The organism is Streptomyces sp. URMC 123, assembly GCF_051386515.1.
GTDB lineage: Bacteria > Actinomycetota > Actinomycetes > Streptomycetales > Streptomycetaceae > Streptomyces.
This window is the reverse complement of record NZ_JBPQTV010000131.1, coordinates 1-16,748: the sequence shown is the minus strand read 5'-3', so window position 1 is coordinate 16,748 and position 16,748 is coordinate 1. Positions and strand designations below refer to the sequence as shown.

Sequence of the window (16,748 nt, the reverse complement as noted above, 5' to 3'; positions counted from 1 at the left end):
CTTTTTCGCCGGGCCCGCCCGGTCCGCCCGGCCCGGCGGGGGCCGGAGGGCTTCCCGGGGCGGGCTCGCGGGCCCGGCCTCCCGCGCCCGGCTCGCGGGCCGTCAGGAGACGGCGGCTCCGGTCGGTTCGGGCCGCCGGGGCGCCGGGACATCGGGGCGGCCCGCCGCGTCGAGCCCCTGGCCGAGCACCGGGTCGGGGTCGGGCAGCCCGGCCTCGTGGGCCCGGACGCCGGCGCGGACCGCCCAGACGTAGAAGCCGAGGGACGACAGGGCGACCAGGGCGGTGTCGAGGCCGCCCGGGATCACTCCGTGGCCGCCGAACTCGGGGCTGCCGAGGGCGGACAGCAGCGCGAGCCACAGCAGGAAGCCGACCATCCACCAGGCCGGCGCGAACTGGCGGCGCAGGCTCGCCTCCCCTCGGCGGCGCAGCACCACCGCGGCGATCGGCACCGACACGAGGGTGAGCACGGCGACCTTGCCGGTGTTGGGCCACTTCGACCAGTAGAGGGCGCAGGCCGCGAACGCGAAGGTGACGGGGCAGAGAACGGCGGCGAAGGGGAGCCGGAACGGCCGGGGCAGGTGCGGCTTGGTCCTCCGGAAGACGCCGACCGCGATCGGCCCCATGAGGTACGAGACGACCATCGCCGCGGAGACGACGCCGGCCAGGGCCTCCCAGCTGTGGCCGATGGTGAGGAGCAGCAGCACGGAGAAGCCCAGGTTCAGCCACATGGCGGGGCGGGCGACGCCGTACCGGGGGTGCACCTCGGCGATCTTCTTGGGGAAGAAGCCGGTCTCGGCGAGGTTCTGCGCCAGATAGGCGGAGGAGGCGACGTTGCCGATGTTGGCGCCGGACGGCGAGATGAACGCGCCGAACTGGAGCATGGTCACGACCCAGTGCAGCATCAGCAGCTTGGCGAGGTCCGCGAAGGGCGAGGCGAAGTTGACCCCGCTCCAGCCGCCGGCCTCGGCGAGCCGCTCCGGCGGCACGGAGCCGAGGAAGGCGACCTGGAGGGCGAGGTAGATGACCAGGCCGAGGGAGAGCGCGCCGACGAGGGCGAGCGGGATGGCGCGCCCGGGGTTCTTGGCGGCCCCGCCGAGGTTGACGACGGCCTGGAAGCCGTTGAAGGCGAAGACGACGCCGGAGGCGCTGACGGCGGTCAGCACGGCGGACCAGCCGTTGGGGGCGAAGCCGCCGTGCTCGGTGAAGTTGCCGGTGTGGAAGCCGGAGGCGATGAGCGCGGCGACGGCGAGGACCGGGATGGCGAACTTGACCAGGGTCAGCAGGTTGTTGGCCCGCGCCAGCAGCGCGACGGACCAGTAGCAGGCCAGCCACAGGGCGACGGTCAGGACCAGGGCCACCGCCATGCCGGTGGCGGTGAGGCTGCCGTCGGCGACCAGCCCCCGGGCCCAGCCGAAGTTCCAGGAGGCCATGTACTGGGTGCCGGCGATGGACTCGATGGGGATCAGGGAGGCGGTCGCGATCCACACGGCCCAGCCGGTGACGAAGCCGAGCACGGGGCCGTGCGAGAGGGAGCCGAACCGGGCCATCGCGCCCGGCAGCGGATAGGCGGCGCCGACCTCGGCGTACGACATGGCGATCATGCCGATGAAGATCGCGCCGATCACCCAGGCGACCAGGGCGGCGGGCCCGGCGACCTGCGCCGCCTGACCGGCCCCGAAGAGCCAGCCGGAGCCGAAGATGGACCCCAGACCGATCATGATCAGGGCGAAAAGGCTGAGGCCCTTCCGATTGCCCGCGCTCACATCCACGACGTGCTGTTCCGTTCTGCCTGGGGACCGGGACCGACAAGCCCCTACGCGCCTCGCGGCCCACCGCCGTACGCGTGCGGGCCGGGGTCCGCGCCGGCCGCGCCGACCGGCGTCGCCCGCTGCCGGGATGAGCGAGGAGCAACCACCCGCACCGCGTTCCGGCCTCATCGGCTTCGCCGGGATCGGCCCCCGGGAGCGGACACCGGGTGCGACGCGACGAGCCCGGGCCTCCCGCGAGAGAGCGCGGCGGTGCCCGGGCACGAGGACGACGAGATGGCCGAGGACGCAATAGCGACGTCGGACATAGTACGACAACCGGCGGAAACGACTCCCCTCGCGGTCGCCGCGACGATCATGCAGCGGCCGGCGCGCGGAGAGGCCGGCGGGACCGCCGCGGGCGCCACGACAACGAGCCGAGCGCCGTTCGGCCCGTCAGGTCAGTGGGGCGCCGCCCGCGAAAACGCGACATGCCCTCCGCTCCGGGATTTCTCCCGAATCGAAGGGCATGTCGGCACCGTCGGGACGACAGGATTTGAACCTGCGACCCCTTGACCCCCAGTCAAGTGCGCTACCAAGCTGCGCCACGTCCCGGTGCCCGTTCGGCCGGGGTGGGCCCCGGCTGATCGCGCATGAGAACAATACCGCACTTCAGGGGGTGGCCGCCCACTCCGTTTCGGCCCCGTGGGGCGCCTCCCCCGGGCGCCGGTCGCGCGCGGCTCAGGCGGACGGCGCCTCGTCCGCGATCAGATAGCGCGCCCCGGCGCCGTTCGCCGACGCCCGGTCCTCCGGGTTGTACAGCGCGCACTTGCGCAGTGACAGACAGCCACAGCCGATGCACCCCGTGAGCCGGGCCTTGAGCCGCTGCAGGTCGGCGATCTGCTCGTCGATGCGGCCGGTCCAGGTGCGCGCGACCGCGTTCCACTGGGTCGCCGTGGGGGCGCGGTCCTCCGGGAGGCGGGCGAGGGCCGCCCCCGTCTCCTCCAGGGACAGCCCGACGCTCTGGGCGGCCCGGATGAAGGCGACCCGGCGCAGCGTCGAGCGGGCGTAGCGCCGCTGTCCGCCGGCGGTGCGCTCGGAGTGGATCAGGCCCAGATCCTCGTAGTAACGGAGGGCGGAGGTGGCCATCCCGCTGCGCGAGGCGAGCTCTCCGATGGACAGCCGGTCATGCGTGGACGTCATACCCGCCGACGATAGCGGCGGCCGCGCCGCCGCGTCCGGGCGCTCCGCCAACCCGTTCCCGGCAGCCCTTGACCTCAAGTCAACTTGAAGTTGCAAGCTCTCTCCATGACTTCCACCGACGCAACCGGAACCACCCCCGCGGCCACCCGCCACGGCTATGCCGACCTCGGCCGCCTCATGGCCCTGATGACGGGCGACGAGAAGCACGGGCCCGCGGCCACCTCCACCCTGGACGCGCTGTGGGTCCTCTACGACCGGGTGCTGCGCGTCTCGCCCGAAACCGCCGACGCCCCCGAGCGGGACCGGTTCCTGCTCTCCAAGGGCCACGGCCCGATGGCCTACTACGCCGTCCTGGCGGCCAAGGGCTTCTTCCCCGTCTCGCTGCTCCCCGGCTTCGGGTCGTACGACTCGCCCCTGGGCCACCACCCCGACCGCACGCTGGTGCCCGGCGCCGAGATCGGCAGCGGTTCGCTGGGCCACGGGCTGCCGCTCGCCGTGGGCACGGCGCTCGGCCTGCGCGCGCAGGGGCTGACCGACCCCGCGGTATGGGTGCTGATCGGCGACGCCGAGCTGGACGAGGGCAGCAACCACGAGGCCATCGCCTACGCGGGCGCCGCCGGGCTGGACCGGCTGCGCACCCTGGTGATCGACAACTCCTCGGCCACCCACGGCTGGCCCGGCGGCATCGCCTCCCGCTTCGAGGCCGCCGGCTGGAGCGCGGCAACCGTCGACGGCCGCGACCACGAGGCGCTGTACGGGGCGTTCACCGCCACTCGCCCCGGCCGGCCGCACGCCGTGGTCGCCCGGGTGGAACCGAAGTCCGCGTGACGCCCCCGGACACCGGCCCCCGCCGGGCCCGCCCGGTCCGCCCGGCCCGGCGAAAAAGCGGATGCGCTCGCGCCACGGCCGCCGCTACCCTGACCCGCATGTCGACGACCCGAGTCTCCTAGCTCAAGGACCCGCACTCACGCCACCCGTGTGTCCTTGAGCTTTCTCGGAGCGTCATCCCATGATCACCGTTCGTGATGTCGACGTGCGCGTCGGCGCCCGGCTGCTGCTCGCCGGCATTTCCCTGCACATCGCCCCCGGCGACCGGATCGGCCTGGTCGGCCGCAACGGCGCCGGCAAGACCACCTTCCTCGACACCCTCGCCGGGCGGGTCCGGCCGGCCGCCGGGACCATCGGCGTCACCGGCGCGGTCGGCCACCTGCCCCAGGACTCCCGCGCCGCCGACCCCACCGTCACGGTCACCGACCGCATCCTCTCCGCCCGCGGGCTGGACCGGGCCGTCCGCGCCCTGCGGGCCGCCGAGACCGCGATGGCCGACGCCACCGGCCCGGCCGCGCAGGAGCGGGCGATGAACGCCTACGCCCGCGCCGAGGCCGAGTTCTCCGCCCGCGGCGGTTACGCCGCCGAGGCCGAGGCCGCCCGCGTCGCCGCGGGACTCGGCCTGCCCGTACGCGTCATGGACCGGCCCGTCGGCTCCCTCTCCGGCGGCCAGCGGCGAAGGGTCGAACTCGCCCGCATCCTCTTCGCCGACCACGGCACCCTGCTGCTGGACGAGCCCACCAACCACCTCGACGCCGACGCCATCGCCTGGCTGCGCACCTTCCTCACCGCCCACCGGGGCGGCCTGGTGATGGTCAGCCATGACACGGAGCTGCTGGCCGACACCGTCAACCGGGTCTTCCACCTCGATCCCCACCGCGCCACGATCGACGTCCACAACACCGGCTGGGCCGCCTATCTCGACCAGCGCGCGGCGGACGAGCGGCGGCGCGCGCGGGAGCGCGCGAACGCCGAGCGCAAGGCCGCCGCGCTGCGCGCTCAGGCGGACCGGATGCGGGCACGGGTGGCGACGGCCGTCGTCGCCCGAAGCATGGCCCGCCGCGCCGACCGCATGCTCGCCGAGCTGGAGCCGACGCGCCGCGCCGAGAAGACCGCCACGATCCGGCTCCCCGAGCCCGCCCCCTGCGGGCGGACACCGCTCGGCGCCATCGCCCTGACCAAGTCCTACGGCGACCACACCGTGCTGTCCGGCGTGGACCTCGCCGTCGACCGGGGCGGCCGGCAGGTCGTCCTCGGCCTGAACGGCGCCGGCAAGACCACCCTGCTGCGCCTGCTGGCCGGGGTCGAGGCGCCCGACGGCGGGCGGGTGGTCCCCGGCCACGGGCTGCGCCTGGGCTACTTCGCCCAGGAGCACGACACCCTCGACGAGGAGCGGACCGTACGGGAGAACCTCGCCGCCGCCGCGCCCCATCTGACCGACGGCGAGATCCGCCGGGTGCTCGGCGCGTTCCTGTTCACCGGGGACGACGCCGACAAGCCGGCCGGGGTGCTCTCCGGCGGCGAGAAGACCCGGCTCGCCCTGGCGTCCCTCGTCCACTCCGGCGCCAACGTGCTGCTGCTGGACGAGCCGACCAACAACCTCGACCCGGCCTCCCGGCGGGAGGTGCTGGCCGCGGTGGGCACGTACCCGGGCGCGATCGTGATGGTCACCCACGACCCGGGCGCCATCGAGGCCCTGCGCCCCGACCGCGTACTGCTGCTGCCCGACGCCGACGAGGACCTCTGGAGCGAGGAGTACCTGGACCTGGTCTCCCTCGCCTGATTTCGCCGGATCTCAACCGATCTCGCCGGGTTTTGTCCGATCTCGCCTGATCCGGCCGGCCGCGGCCCGCCGGGGGCGACAGCCCGGTCAGCCGGGTTTGCGGGCCACCACCAGGGTCCGGGCCGAGTGCGCCACGAACACGCCCTCGGCCCGGATCTCCTCGTCGAGCTCGCGCAGCCGGTCGCGGTACCGCTCGACCGTGAAGCCGGGCACGGTCCAGATCACCTTGCGCAGGAAGTAGACGACCGCGCCGATGTCGAAGAACTCCATGCGCAGCCGCTCCGAGCGCAGGTCGACCACGTCGAGGCCGGCGGCCCGCGCGTCGGCCTCCTCCAGCTCGGGGCGCCGCTTCAGCCGGGCCTCCGGCTGCGGCCCCAGGAAGTACTCCGTCAGCTCGAACACCGTGGCCGGGCCGATGTGCTGCGCGACGTATTCGCCGCCGGGCCGGAGCACCCGGGCGATCTCCGACCACCACACGGTGACCGGGTGACGGCTCGTCACCAGGTCGAACGCCGCGTCGGCGAAGGGCAGCGGCGGCTCGTCCGGAACCCGGACCACCACCGCGCCCAGCGGGTGCAGCAGCCGGGTGGCCTTGGCGGCGTTCGGCGGCCAGGACTCCGTGGCGACCATGGCGGGCGGCAGCTTCGCGGCGCCGGCCAGGACCTCGCCACCGCCGGTCTGGAGGTCCAGCGCGGCCGACACGGCGGCCAGCCGGTCGCTCATCAGCCGCTGATAGCCCCAGGAGGGGCGCTCCTCGGTGGCCCGGCCCGCCAGCCAGGAGAAGTCCCAGCCCGCCACGGACACCGCGTCGGCCTCGGCGACCAGTTCCTCGAACGTGCGCGACATGCCCCGATTCCTACGACACGGCGGAGCGGAAACCAAGGGACACTACCCAGGACGCCCGGATCTTCCTACGGTTGGTTCCCACACCGTCATCGAGGGGGCCTGGGTGGAAGCCGAGTTGGCAGCGCTCGCCACATCGGGAGCGACAACGCTGGTCGGGCTGATGGTGTCCGACTCGTGGGCGCAGTCCAAGGAGCGGCTGGCGGCCCTGTTCGGCCGCGGTCGCCGGGGTCGCTCGGCGGAGGCCGAGGAGGAACTGGACCTCTCCCGGGAAGAGCTGATCGCCGCGCGGGAGGCCGGCGACGGGCCGGCGCTCGCCGATGTCGAGGCCGAGTGGCGCTCCCGGCTGAAGCGGCTGCTGCGGGCCGACCCCGCCGCCGCGGACGAACTGCGGGCGCTGCTGGAGGAGCTGGCGCCGCGGCAGGCGGCCGACGCGCCGGGGGCGGTCCACAACACCGTGACGGGCGGGGTGCTGCACGGGCCGCTCGTCCAGGGCCGCGACTTCGGGTCGCTGACCTTCCACGCGCCCCCGTACGCCCCGACGCCGGACCCGGCCCGTACGGAGGCCACCGCTCGTACGGACGCCCCGGCCCGTACGGAACCGACCCCCCGTACCGGCCCCGGCCGCACCTCGTGACGAGCGGGGAGCCCGGGACCGCGGGCACGACGGACAACTCCATCAGCGGCGGGACGTTCCACGGTGCCGTGATCATGGCCCGGGACGCCCATGTCCACCACCCCCCGCCCCGGCGGCACCTGCCCCGCATGGCCGTCCCCACGGTCCGCCACTACGTCAACAACGACGAGCTGTTCGCCCGCATGGACGCCGTATGGGCCGGCTGCCGCGCCGAGGGCGTCCCCGCCCGCATGCTCCTCACCGGAGTCCCGGGCGTCGGGGCGACCGCGGCCGTCCGCCGATGGCTGCGGCTGCGCCGGGACGACCTCGGGGCGGCGGCGCATCTGCACGCCGTGCTGGGCCGGGACCGCGCCGGTCGCCCGGCCGACCCCGTGGCGGTGCTCCAGGACTGGCTGAACATCCTCGGCGTGCCCCGGGAGGACCGCCCCGCCGACCCCGACGCGCTCGCCGCCTTCTTCCGGTCCTGGACGAGCGACGGGCCCATCGTCGTCGTCATCGACAGCGCGGTCACCGCCGCCCAGGTGGTGCCCCTGCTCCCGGGCTCGGACGACAGCGTCGTCCTGATCACCAGCCATGGCCGGCTGCCCGCCCTGGTGAGCCGCTTCGACGTCGAGGTCCTGCCCGTCAGACCCCTCGACGACCGGCACAGCGACGAACTCCTGTGCCGGGTGGGCCGGCTGGCGGACGACACCCGCGGCGCGCGCCGACCGCTGGTCAGGGTTTGCGGCGGCATCCCCCTCGCCGTACGGATCATCGGCTCGCACCTGGCCGCGCTCGGACCCGGGGCGCTCGCCGAGCTGGCCGCCCGCTTCGGTGACCGGAGCCACCGACTGGAGGCGATGAGCGTGGCCGACGACCTCGGCGAGCCCTCACTGCCCGACATGCTGGACGTCGTGTACCGGGGCCTGCGGGCCGACGAGGCCAGAACCTATCGGCTGCTCGGGCTGCTGCCGACGCCGTCCGTCGACACGGAGGCGGCACGCGCCCTGCTGGGCGCGGCCGACTCCGCCGCGGCGTCGGCCGCGCTGCGGGCGCTGGCCGCCGCGAACCTGCTGGAGCGGGTCGGCGGCGACCGGGAGCCGGGTCACGCCGGCCCGGGGGAGCCGGGCGCCGAGGGCTCGGCCGACGGACCGGGCGACTCGCGCGGCGTCGGCCCGGAGGACTCGTCTGGCGCTGGCCCGGGGGAACCGCGTGGCGCAGGCCCGGAGGGCTCGCGCGGCGCCGGCCCCGTGGCGGACGGCGCCGACCGCTTCACCATGAGCCCGCTCGTCCACGACCACGCCTGGCGGTGCGCCCGGAGCGACGAGCCCGAGGAGAGCCGGGAGGCGGCGCTCGACCGCCTCGTCGCCCATCACGTCGACCGCGCCGAGCGCGCCGAGGCGGCGCTCTCGGGCCGCTGGCGGTACGACCCGGAGGGCACCTACCGCGCGTACGCCACCGCTCCCACGCCGCCGGACCCGGCGTCGGCCACTCGCCTCCTGGCCGAGCGGCGGGCCGACCTCCTGGCCACCGTGGAGCTCGCCGCCGGCAGCGGCCGCCACCGGGCCGCGTGGCGGATCTGCCAGGCCCTGTGGACCCACTGCCTGCGGGGCGGCCACCACGCCGACTGGATCGCGGCGTTGACCACCGGGCTCTCCTCCGCCCTGGAGTGCGGCGATCTGCTCGCGGTCGCCCGCATGCACTACGAGCTCGGCTTCGCCCGTCTCGATCGCTTCGGCTCCGCCGAGGATGACGCCGGCCACGCGCGCCGCCACCTCGGCGAGGCGCTGCGGCTCTGCGAACCGCCGGACGGCCGGCGCACGGAGGGCCACCGGCGCACCGCGTCCTCCGCGCTGGAGGGCCTCGGGCTGCTGGAGCTGAGGCAAGGCAGGCCCGAGGCGGCCCTCGACCACTTCGCCCGCGCCCTGGCCGCCCTCGACGGCGTCGACCACCCGCGTGGCCGCGCCCTGCTCGCGTACCACCGAGGGCGCGCCCTGACCGCCCTGGGCCATCACGACGACGCCGACAGCGCGTTCCTGGGCGCCCGCCGGCAGTTCACCGAGCTCCCCGACCGCTACAACGAGGCCCGCACGCTGATCCGCCACGCCGAGGACCGCCGCGCGTACGGGGACGGGCGCCGGGCCCTCGAACTTCTCGACGAGGCCGTGCCGCTGATGCGCGCGCACGGCCCGGCCCACCGGCAGGCGGAGGCCCTGCTGGCGCGCGGTGACGTACTCGCCGAACTCGGTTCGCGCGACCGCGCGGTCCGTGACTGGACCGCCGCGCGCGACCTGTACGCCGCCGAGCGCAGCGTGCGCGTCGCCGACGCCGAACGGCGGCTCACCGGGGCACCCGGCGGCCCGGACGGCGCGCTCCGGCCGGATGCGGCGAGTGGTGCGAACGCCCCGGCCGCCGCGGATGCTTCGGGCGCCACGGATGCCTCGGCCGGCGCGGACACCTCGGGGGGCGCGGATGCCTCGGCCGGCGCGGATGCCTCGGGGGGTGCGGATGCCCCGGCCGGCGCGAGCGGCTCGGACGGCCCGGCCGGTTCGAGCGGTGCGGCCGGTTCCGGCACCGCACACGGCTCAGGCGGTGTGGACGGCCAGTAGCCCCGGCTCCTGGTCGCCCCCGACCTCGACGTGGACCAGCAGCGCCCGCCCGGCTCCTTCCGGGCCGGGCCCGGGCGCGGATTCAGGGCGGTCATGGGCCAGATCGTGCAGGACGGAACCGGCGATCGCGAAGCAGGCCCACGCCGGCCGCCGCGACCAGCGCGCCCGCAGCCGCCGCCCGTCGGGCAGCAGCGCCAGACACCCGCCCTCCGCCTCCTCGCGCACGACCAGCGAGCAGCCCGGGTGCCGCCGTGCCACTCCCTCCGCGCCGGACCCGAGCGCGTCGGCGCCCGGGGCGCGCCCGAGCGGCAGCAACAGCACGTCCGCGGACCGGGACCAGCGGACGTCCGGGTCGGCGGCCTCGGCCACCAGATGCGCCGTGGCCAGCCGTTCGTCACCGTGGCCGGCAGGCTGCAGGGCGGCCGGGAACCGGCGCACGCGCGCCGCCAGATGGGCCGTTGTACGAGGGTGGGCGGGCGGTTCGGTGCCCGGCGGCGGGCCGGCCTCCGTACGGGCGCAAGAGCCCCGCTCGGCGGGGGAATCCGCACCGGGCCCCGCGGGCGTCAGCGAGACGGAGACGAACGCGGCCGGCAGGCAGGGCGCCACCCGGGCCGGCACGGGCCTCGGCGGCAGCGGTATCGGGCGCACGCTCGCCGCCGACGGCGGCTCCGCCAGCCGGAGCCGGTCGTAGAACAGCCGCCGCAGCAGCGCGGCCGACTCGCCGGGCCGGGAGGTCACCAGCCCCCCGACGCGCCGCAGTTCGGGGTCGTCCGCCTGGGCGGCGGCCGCCTCCGCGAGCTGCGGCGCCAACGGGCGGCGCGCGGCCACCCGCGGCAGGACCCGGCCGAGCCGGGCCATCGGCGAGCCGTCGGCGACCACCTCCGCGGCGAACGAGCCCAGCAGGGTCGGGATGCCGAGGGCGACGCCGTAGAGGGTGAGCGAGCCGTGGTCGCCGATGAGGGCGTCGGCGGCCACGAGCGCCGCCTTCCAGGTCTCGGAATCCGGCGCGGGGAGCATCAGGCCGCAGTCCAGGAGCGGGGCCAGCCAGTTCTGCCACTGCCACGCGCCATGGCCGTACCAGGCGTTCGGATGGACCGCGGCGACGACCCGGAACTCGTCGGCGGGCAGTTCGGCGAGGGCGCGCCGGAGGACGGGGGCGTCGGTGCCGCCGAGGATCGAGGAGGGCCCCCAGGTCGACGACACGACGACCAGGCGCTGGCCGGGGCGCACCCCCAGCGCCTCCCGATAGGCCGCGCGGAACGGCGCACTGGCCCGCAGTTGGTCGATGCACGGGTCGCCGGCCACGACGCTCAGGGGGACGGCTTCGGGGCAGCCCAGGCGCAGTCGCTCCCGCTGCTCGTCATGGGACAGCAGGATCACGGAGGGCACGACCCGGCCGTCGTGCGTCAGCCACTCCGCCGTCAGACCGAAGGCTCCCGGCTCCCGGCTCCCGGCTCCCGGCTCCCGGCTCCCGGCTCCCGGCTCCCGGCTCCCGGCTCCCGGCTCCCGGTGCAACGTTTTATTGTATCCGGCCCCGTGCGGCGCGCCGATGAGCGGAGTGCGGAGATTGTGCAGATCCCCGCCGCGGCTGGTGGCGACGGCGATGTCGAAGCGCTCCCGCTTCGCGATGGGCCAGGGCACGTGGTGCATGCCGCGCGCGGCGAGGAACTCGGCGGTCCCGGTGTCGAGCGCCGACGACCCGGGGCAGGTGAAGACCGTGTGGACGCGCTGGTCGCCCTCGAAGACGGTGAGCAGGTCCAGGAGCCGGGTCGCGGCCGTGACGTTGTGGGCGATGCCGAGGACCGTGCGCTCCGCCCGCACCGTGGCCCAGCGCGCGTGGGGCTCGGAGAGCGCCACCGGCAGCGGCCGTGGCTCGTACACGCCTGCTCCTTTCCGCCGGCGGACCGGTCGGTGCCGTTCGCTGCCGCCCCGAGGGGCGTTGGGGGCGCGCCCGCACGATGACGCGCCCCCGCCGCACTTCAGCGCCGACGATAGCGCCCCGCGCGGCGGGCGCCGCGCGGGGCCGCCGGCCGATGGGGCGTCAGAACGGCGCCGCCCCGGCGGACCAGCCGTGGAGGGAGTCGAGATCACCGCGGTCGAACCGGCGCAGGATGTGCGCCGCGTACGGGACGCAGTCGGCCGGCGGGTCCCCCGGCTTGGCCCACAGCAGGGCGGAGCACTTCTCCGGCTCCCGGTTCACCGGGGTGCCGCGCCAGCGCTGGGTCATGTAGACGACCCCGACGCGTCCCTGCCCCTCCGGGCTCCGGTGGTGGACGAGATGGGCGAACTCCAGGGCCCCCGGCGCGACCTCGACCCCCGTCTCCTCGAACAGCTCCCGCGCGGCGGCGCTGCGCACGTCCTCCCCGGCCTCCAGGTGCCCGGACGGCGGGACCAGCAGCCCGCTGGCGTACACCTCGCCCGCCCGGCGCAGCAGCAGGACGCGTCCGTCGTCACGCAGCAGCAGCACGAAGACGTCCACGACGGAGCGGTGGCGCGGGGTCATGCGGCCGCCCCCCGCCGCGCCGCGCGAAGAGCGGTACGGGGCGTGGTGGCCCCGCCCGCCCCCTGCCGCTCAGGACCGCTTCCCGCTCGAACGCGCGGACGGGCTCCCGGGGGACTCATCGGTGGCTGCATGCGGCCTCCTCGTTGACGGCGACTCGGACGAGTGCTCGGACAAACGACCCCCGCGGGCGGCTGTCACGGGCGGTAGTTCGGGCGAAAGTTCGAGAACGGGTCAGGGGGCCGCACTGTCGGGCCCGTACGGCGTCGGCCCGTTTTCCGGTTCATGCGTACGAGGCGCGTCACCCGAACCGGGGATTGCGTTGCGCCTGGAAATGCTCACGCTGGACGGTGTCCGCAGTGACCGCCACGGGGGCGGGCCCGGGCCGCCCGGGTCCGTTCGCGGTCGTGGACGGATGGCCGCGCCCGCGGCCCCGGGGCGTCACCGCCCGGGGCAGGCGGGCGCGGCCGCGATCGCAGCCCTTTCCTCGGTCCCGCCGGCCGGCTCCCGGGGCGCGATTGCCTCGCCGCTCCTTGTCCGCGGGGCGCGGAAAAACCCCGAGCCATTCTTTCGTGGTATCGACAACCGTCACCAAAAAGGCCGCTATCGATAATCGTCTCCATTGCAGCCTTTGAAATTGTTCCGCCCATGCGCTTCACTTCCTCTGTCCGTTCGCGACGCGATGGGGGTTTCATGAAACAGGGGCAGGGGCACGCCGGCGAGAAACACGCGCACGGGCAGGACCACCACCATGAACACGGCCACGATCACGGACACGGTCGCGCGCGGGGTACGGCCTCCGGGCGCGAGCACGGGAAGCGGCGTCGCGGACACGGGCACGATCACGCGCACGGTCACGGGCATGGCCACGGTCACGGCGGGCACAGCCATGGCGTGGCCCAGGACGCGGACCGCCGCTGGCTCTCCATAGCCCTCGGCCTCATCGTCGCGTATATGGCGGTGGAAGTCGTCATCGGTTTTGCCGCGCATTCCCTCGCGCTCATCTCCGACGCGGCCCATATGCTCTCCGACGCCGCCTCCATCGTGCTGGCCCTGGTGGCCATGCGACTGGCCGCCCGGCCGGCCCGTGGCGGCTACACCTACGGTTTGAAGCGGGCGGAAATCCTGTCCGCCCAGGCCAATGGGCTCACCCTGCTGCTGTTGTCGGGCTGGCTGGCGTACGAGGCCGTGCACCGGCTGCTGGAGCCGCCGGAGGTCGGCGGCGGGCTGGTGCTGGTGACCGCGCTCTCCGGTGTGGTGGTGAACATCGCCGCCGCCTGGTGCATGTCGAAGGCCAACCGCTCCTCGCTCAATGTCGAGGGCGCCTTCCAGCACATCATCACCGACCTCTACGCCTTCATCGCCACCGCCGTCGCCGGTGCGGTCGTGATGCTGACCGGGTTCGCCCGCGCGGACGCGATCGCCAGCCTCATCGTGGTGGCGCTGATGATCAAGTCCGGGGTGTCGCTCGTCCGGGCCTCCGGACGGATCTTCCTGGAGGCCGCTCCGGCCGGGTTCGACCCCGACGCGATCGGCGACCGGATGGCCGAGCACCCGGGGGTCGTCGAGGTGCACGACCTCCATGTCTGGGAGATCACCTCCGGCGAGGTGGTGCTCTCCGCCCATGTGCTGGTGGAGGTCGGCGGGGACTGCCACACCGTGCGCCAGGGGGTGCAGGCCACCTTGCGCGAGGAGTACGGGATCACCCATGCGACGCTCCAGGTGGACCACGCCCCCAGCCCCTTCGCGGGCATCCTCGCCGGCGCGGGTGCCGGCGGGGCGGTCGACCGGCACTGCGAGGACCCGCACGGCACGGTGCACCACCGGGGGCCGCACGACCACTGAGCCGTGGCCACCGTCGAGCCGGTGCGCTGCCGGTGCGCTGCCGTCGAGCCGCCAAGCCGTCGAGCCGCCGGGGGCCCGTGGCCGGCCGCGGGCGACGACGGGCCCGCGGACGGCCGTCAGGGCGCGACCGGGTCGCCGTCCACCGCCCTCGGAGCCGGCGCCGGTGCCGGCTCCCGTGTCGGCGCCGGTGTCGGCGGTACGAAAGGGTCGCCGGCCGTCGGGGACATGAGGGGCGAGCGCGGTGCGGGCGGTGCGGGCGCGGTCGGCACCGGCGTGACCGGCCCGGACCGCGCCGGTGCCGTTCTTCCGCTGCCCCGCCCGGCGCCACCCCAGCGGCGCATCACCGGCCGCTCCACACCCGCGTACAGCGCCCAGGAGGCCAGCAGCGCGGCGGCGAACAGGCCCGCCACCGCGGCGGTCCGGGCCGCCGGCGAGGCCGTGCGGCCCTCGTCGATCAGCCGGTAGCCGTTCTCCAGCACCAGCATGTGCACCATGTAGAAGGCGAACGAGACCTCCCCGAGCCACACCATCGCCCGGTGCCGGGCGAGCGAGTACCCGCCCCGGACATCCGCGTTCGCGCCCGCCAGGATCAGCAGGGACATCGGCACCACCAGGACGGCGGCGATGCCGTAGAGGAACGGCATCTTCAGCGCCAGGGGGTAGCCGATCGCCAGGGCCACCGCGGCGTGCCAGTAGCGCACCGCCACCCGGCGCCCCTCCAGCACCGCGCGGGCCAGCAGCATGCCGAGGGCGAACTCCAGCAGCCGCGCGACGGGGAACACGTAGAGGAACCAGTACTGATGGAGGGTCACCGGGAGCCCGGCGAACTTCGGCTCCCCGGGGAAGGCCAGGGTGACCAGCAGGGGCAGCAGGATCACCGCGAGGGCCGTGCCGCCCGCCCAGTGCCACAGGCGGTGGGCCGGTATCCGCCGGACCAGGTGGATCAGCAGCGGGAAGGAGAGGTAGAAGAGCGCCTCGCAGGACAGCGACCAGGAGACGCCGTTGACGCTGTTGTAGACGTCCAGCGAGGGCGACCAGGCGTGCAGAAGGAAGAGATTGGGCACCGCCTGGCGCGCGGTGATCTGGCCACCCGTCCAGACGATCAGGACCAGCGCGGCGAACCAGGTGACGGCGTGCGTCGGATAGATCTTCGCCACCCTGCGGCGCCAGAACGACACGGCGGTGTCGGCCGGCCGCGCCGACCAGGCGAGCACGAAGCCGCTCAGCAGGAAGAAGAAGCCGACGCCCGACCAGGCCGCGATCAGCGCCAGCCTGGTCGCGGGCGCGGCGAAGTCGCCGTCGAACCAGGCGACGAAGTACGCGTGCGAGGCGAACACGGCGAACGCGGCGACGAAGCGGAGGCCGGTCAGGGAGGGCAGCCGGGAGGCGGGGGAGCGGGGCACGGTCGGGGCCAAGGCAACTCCTGGGAGGCGGGCGTCCCGAGGCGCCGGCCAGCCGAGCGAGCCGGACCGGCCGGTGGAACGCGGACGGGCCGAGCACGCCAGAACGTAGCAACGGCCCGCGCCGCCTGTATGCCACCCGCGGGTGGCATCCCCGCTGCAACCCCGGTTGCAACCCGCCCCCGACCAGCGCCTTCTCAGCGGCCGAGCAGGCGGAGGACCGACGCCTCCTCGATCGGGGTGAGGCCGGCCACCGGGCGCGGGGCCCCGGCGCGGGTCAGGCGGTCCCGCAGGACCGCCGCGGCCGTCTCCGCGATCGGGCGCGTGCGCAGGCCCGCCGCCACGGAGGGGGCGACATCGCGCGAGAGCGCGCCGTGCAGGGCCCGCGGGGGCCAGAGCGCCAGGGACCTCGGGCCGGTCCAGGGCCGTACGCCGGCCGCCAGCAGGACCTCCTCGGGCGCCGGTACGAGTTCGAGCGTGTCCGCGCCGACCGCCTTCGCCACGTCGGCCAGCAGGGCGGACAGCCGCCCGGTGGGGCCGACCGCGTCGAAGGTGCCCGCCGTGCGCTCGGTGGCGCGGTCGACGATCCAGGCCGCCAGATCGCGCACGTCCACGCACTGCGCGGGCACCGGCGAGCCGTCGGCCGCCACGTCCGGGGGCACCACGGCGACCCCGCCGCGCGCCATGCGCAGGGGCCAGTGGCCGAACGGGCTCACGTCGTCCCCGGGCCCCACGACGAGCCCCGGGCGGACGACGAACGCCCGGCCGTCGGTCGCCTCGCGGACGGCCTCCTCGCAGGCGACCTTCACCCCGCCGTAGACGGCCTGGGACGGCTCGGGGTCGCGGGCCGGGTCGTAGCAGAGCGACTCGTCGGCGAGCGCGGGCCGCAGCCGCCCGGTGCGCACCGACTGGCCGGCGGTGTGGGTGTCGGCGTAGACGCTGATGGAGGACAGGAACGTCCAGTGCGCGGCGGAGACGGCGCGCAGGGCCTCGCGGACCCGGCGCAGGGAGAGCGTGGCGCTCTCCACGGCCGCGTCGAACCGCTCCCCGCGCAGGGCGTCGAGGGCGCCCGGCGCGTCCCGGTCCGCGCGCACCAGGCGGGCGCCGGCCGGCGGGGGGCCGCCGGTGCCACGGGCCACGCAGGTGACGTCATGGCCCCTGGCCACCGCTTCCGCGGCCACCGCCCCGGAGATGAAGCCGGTCCCGCCGAGCACCAGGAAGCGCAGGCGCCGGGACGGGCGCGGGCGGTGCGGCGAGGGGCGGTCCTGCTCGGTCATGGCGGGCTCCCTGCTGAGTGCGGTGCGGGGGCGTGAGCGCGCCGGTGGACGCGACGGTGGCCGGGACGGTGGCCGGGGCGGCGCTCGGAGCGGCGGCC

The 16,748-nt window shown here is 75.4% G+C and carries 13 protein-coding genes and 1 tRNA gene; 5 read left to right on the top strand and 9 right to left on the bottom strand.

Going from position 1 to position 16,748, the window contains the following annotated elements:
* Window positions 1–102 precede the first annotated feature (102 nt).
* From ACSNOD_RS16995 to soxR, 3 genes are all read right to left on the bottom strand, one after another.
* Window positions 103–1,770 (bottom strand): APC family permease, encoded by a 1,668-nt coding sequence (locus ACSNOD_RS16995; RefSeq protein ID WP_436767789.1) that lies wholly within the window; start codon window positions 1,768–1,770, stop codon window positions 103–105.
* Window positions 1,771–2,287: 517 nt separating this feature from the next.
* Window positions 2,288–2,361 (bottom strand) — tRNA-Pro (locus ACSNOD_RS16990).
* A gap of 126 nt (window positions 2,362–2,487) precedes the next feature.
* Entirely contained in the window at window positions 2,488–2,949 is a 462-nt protein-coding gene (gene soxR, locus ACSNOD_RS16985) for a redox-sensitive transcriptional activator SoxR (RefSeq protein ID WP_436767788.1), read from the bottom strand.
* Between the two features lie 105 nt (window positions 2,950–3,054).
* Between soxR and ACSNOD_RS16980 the strand changes: the two genes are divergently transcribed.
* Together ACSNOD_RS16980 and ACSNOD_RS16975 are read left to right on the top strand one after the other, a co-directional pair.
* On the top strand, window positions 3,055–3,777 hold the full coding sequence (locus ACSNOD_RS16980; protein ID WP_436767787.1) for a transketolase: 723 nt from the start codon (window positions 3,055–3,057) through the stop codon (window positions 3,775–3,777).
* A 181-nt stretch (window positions 3,778–3,958) separates the two neighbouring features.
* On the top strand, window positions 3,959–5,560 hold the full coding sequence (locus tag ACSNOD_RS16975; RefSeq protein WP_436767786.1) for an ABC-F family ATP-binding cassette domain-containing protein: 1,602 nt from the start codon (window positions 3,959–3,961) through the stop codon (window positions 5,558–5,560).
* An 87-nt stretch (window positions 5,561–5,647) separates the two neighbouring features.
* Here the strand turns inward: ACSNOD_RS16975 and ACSNOD_RS16970 are convergent, their stop codons facing one another.
* Complete coding sequence (locus ACSNOD_RS16970; RefSeq protein WP_436767785.1) at window positions 5,648–6,406, bottom strand: class I SAM-dependent methyltransferase; 759 nt, start codon at window positions 6,404–6,406, stop codon at window positions 5,648–5,650.
* Between the two features lie 103 nt (window positions 6,407–6,509).
* On the opposite strand from ACSNOD_RS16970, the gene ACSNOD_RS16965 reads away from it, so the two are divergent.
* Both ACSNOD_RS16965 and ACSNOD_RS16960 read left to right on the top strand, forming a co-directional pair.
* Window positions 6,510–7,040 carry a hypothetical protein gene (locus tag ACSNOD_RS16965; RefSeq protein WP_436767784.1) on the top strand — a complete coding sequence of 177 codons (531 nt, stop codon included), beginning with the start codon at window positions 6,510–6,512 and terminating at the stop codon, window positions 7,038–7,040.
* A complete protein-coding gene (locus tag ACSNOD_RS16960; RefSeq protein ID WP_436767783.1) occupies window positions 7,037–9,628 on the top strand; it encodes a hypothetical protein in 2,592 nt (863 codons plus the stop codon). Before ACSNOD_RS16965 ends, ACSNOD_RS16960 begins: the two co-directional genes overlap by 4 nt.
* Here the strand turns inward: ACSNOD_RS16960 and ACSNOD_RS16955 are convergent.
* From ACSNOD_RS16955 to ACSNOD_RS16945, 3 genes are all read right to left on the bottom strand, one after another.
* Window positions 9,605–11,509: a hypothetical protein gene (locus ACSNOD_RS16955; protein ID WP_436767782.1), complete on the bottom strand. Its 1,905-nt coding sequence runs from the start codon at window positions 11,507–11,509 to the stop codon at window positions 9,605–9,607. The two genes, ACSNOD_RS16960 and ACSNOD_RS16955, sit on opposite strands and share 24 nt — an antisense overlap.
* A 160-nt stretch (window positions 11,510–11,669) precedes the next feature.
* Window positions 11,670–12,131 carry an NUDIX hydrolase gene (locus ACSNOD_RS16950; RefSeq protein WP_436767781.1) on the bottom strand — a complete coding sequence of 154 codons (462 nt, stop codon included), beginning with the start codon at window positions 12,129–12,131 and terminating at the stop codon, window positions 11,670–11,672.
* Between the two features lie 600 nt (window positions 12,132–12,731).
* Window positions 12,732–13,004 carry a hypothetical protein gene (locus ACSNOD_RS16945; protein WP_436767780.1) on the bottom strand — a complete coding sequence of 91 codons (273 nt, stop codon included), beginning with the start codon at window positions 13,002–13,004 and terminating at the stop codon, window positions 12,732–12,734.
* A gap of 18 nt (window positions 13,005–13,022) precedes the next feature.
* On the opposite strand from ACSNOD_RS16945, the gene ACSNOD_RS16940 reads away from it, so the two are divergent.
* Window positions 13,023–13,973, top strand: a complete 951-nt coding sequence (locus tag ACSNOD_RS16940; RefSeq protein ID WP_436767779.1) for a cation diffusion facilitator family transporter — start codon at window positions 13,023–13,025, stop codon at window positions 13,971–13,973.
* A 116-nt stretch (window positions 13,974–14,089) separates the two neighbouring features.
* Here the strand turns inward: ACSNOD_RS16940 and ACSNOD_RS16935 are convergent, their stop codons facing one another.
* Together ACSNOD_RS16935 and ACSNOD_RS16930 are read right to left on the bottom strand one after the other, a co-directional pair.
* On the bottom strand, window positions 14,090–15,388 hold the full coding sequence (locus ACSNOD_RS16935) for an acyltransferase family protein (RefSeq protein WP_436767778.1): 1,299 nt from the start codon (window positions 15,386–15,388) through the stop codon (window positions 14,090–14,092).
* 182 nt (window positions 15,389–15,570) lie between these two features.
* Window positions 15,571–16,650: an NAD-dependent epimerase/dehydratase family protein gene (locus ACSNOD_RS16930; RefSeq protein ID WP_436767777.1), complete on the bottom strand. Its 1,080-nt coding sequence runs from the start codon at window positions 16,648–16,650 to the stop codon at window positions 15,571–15,573.
* Window positions 16,651–16,748: the final 98 nt, after the last annotated feature.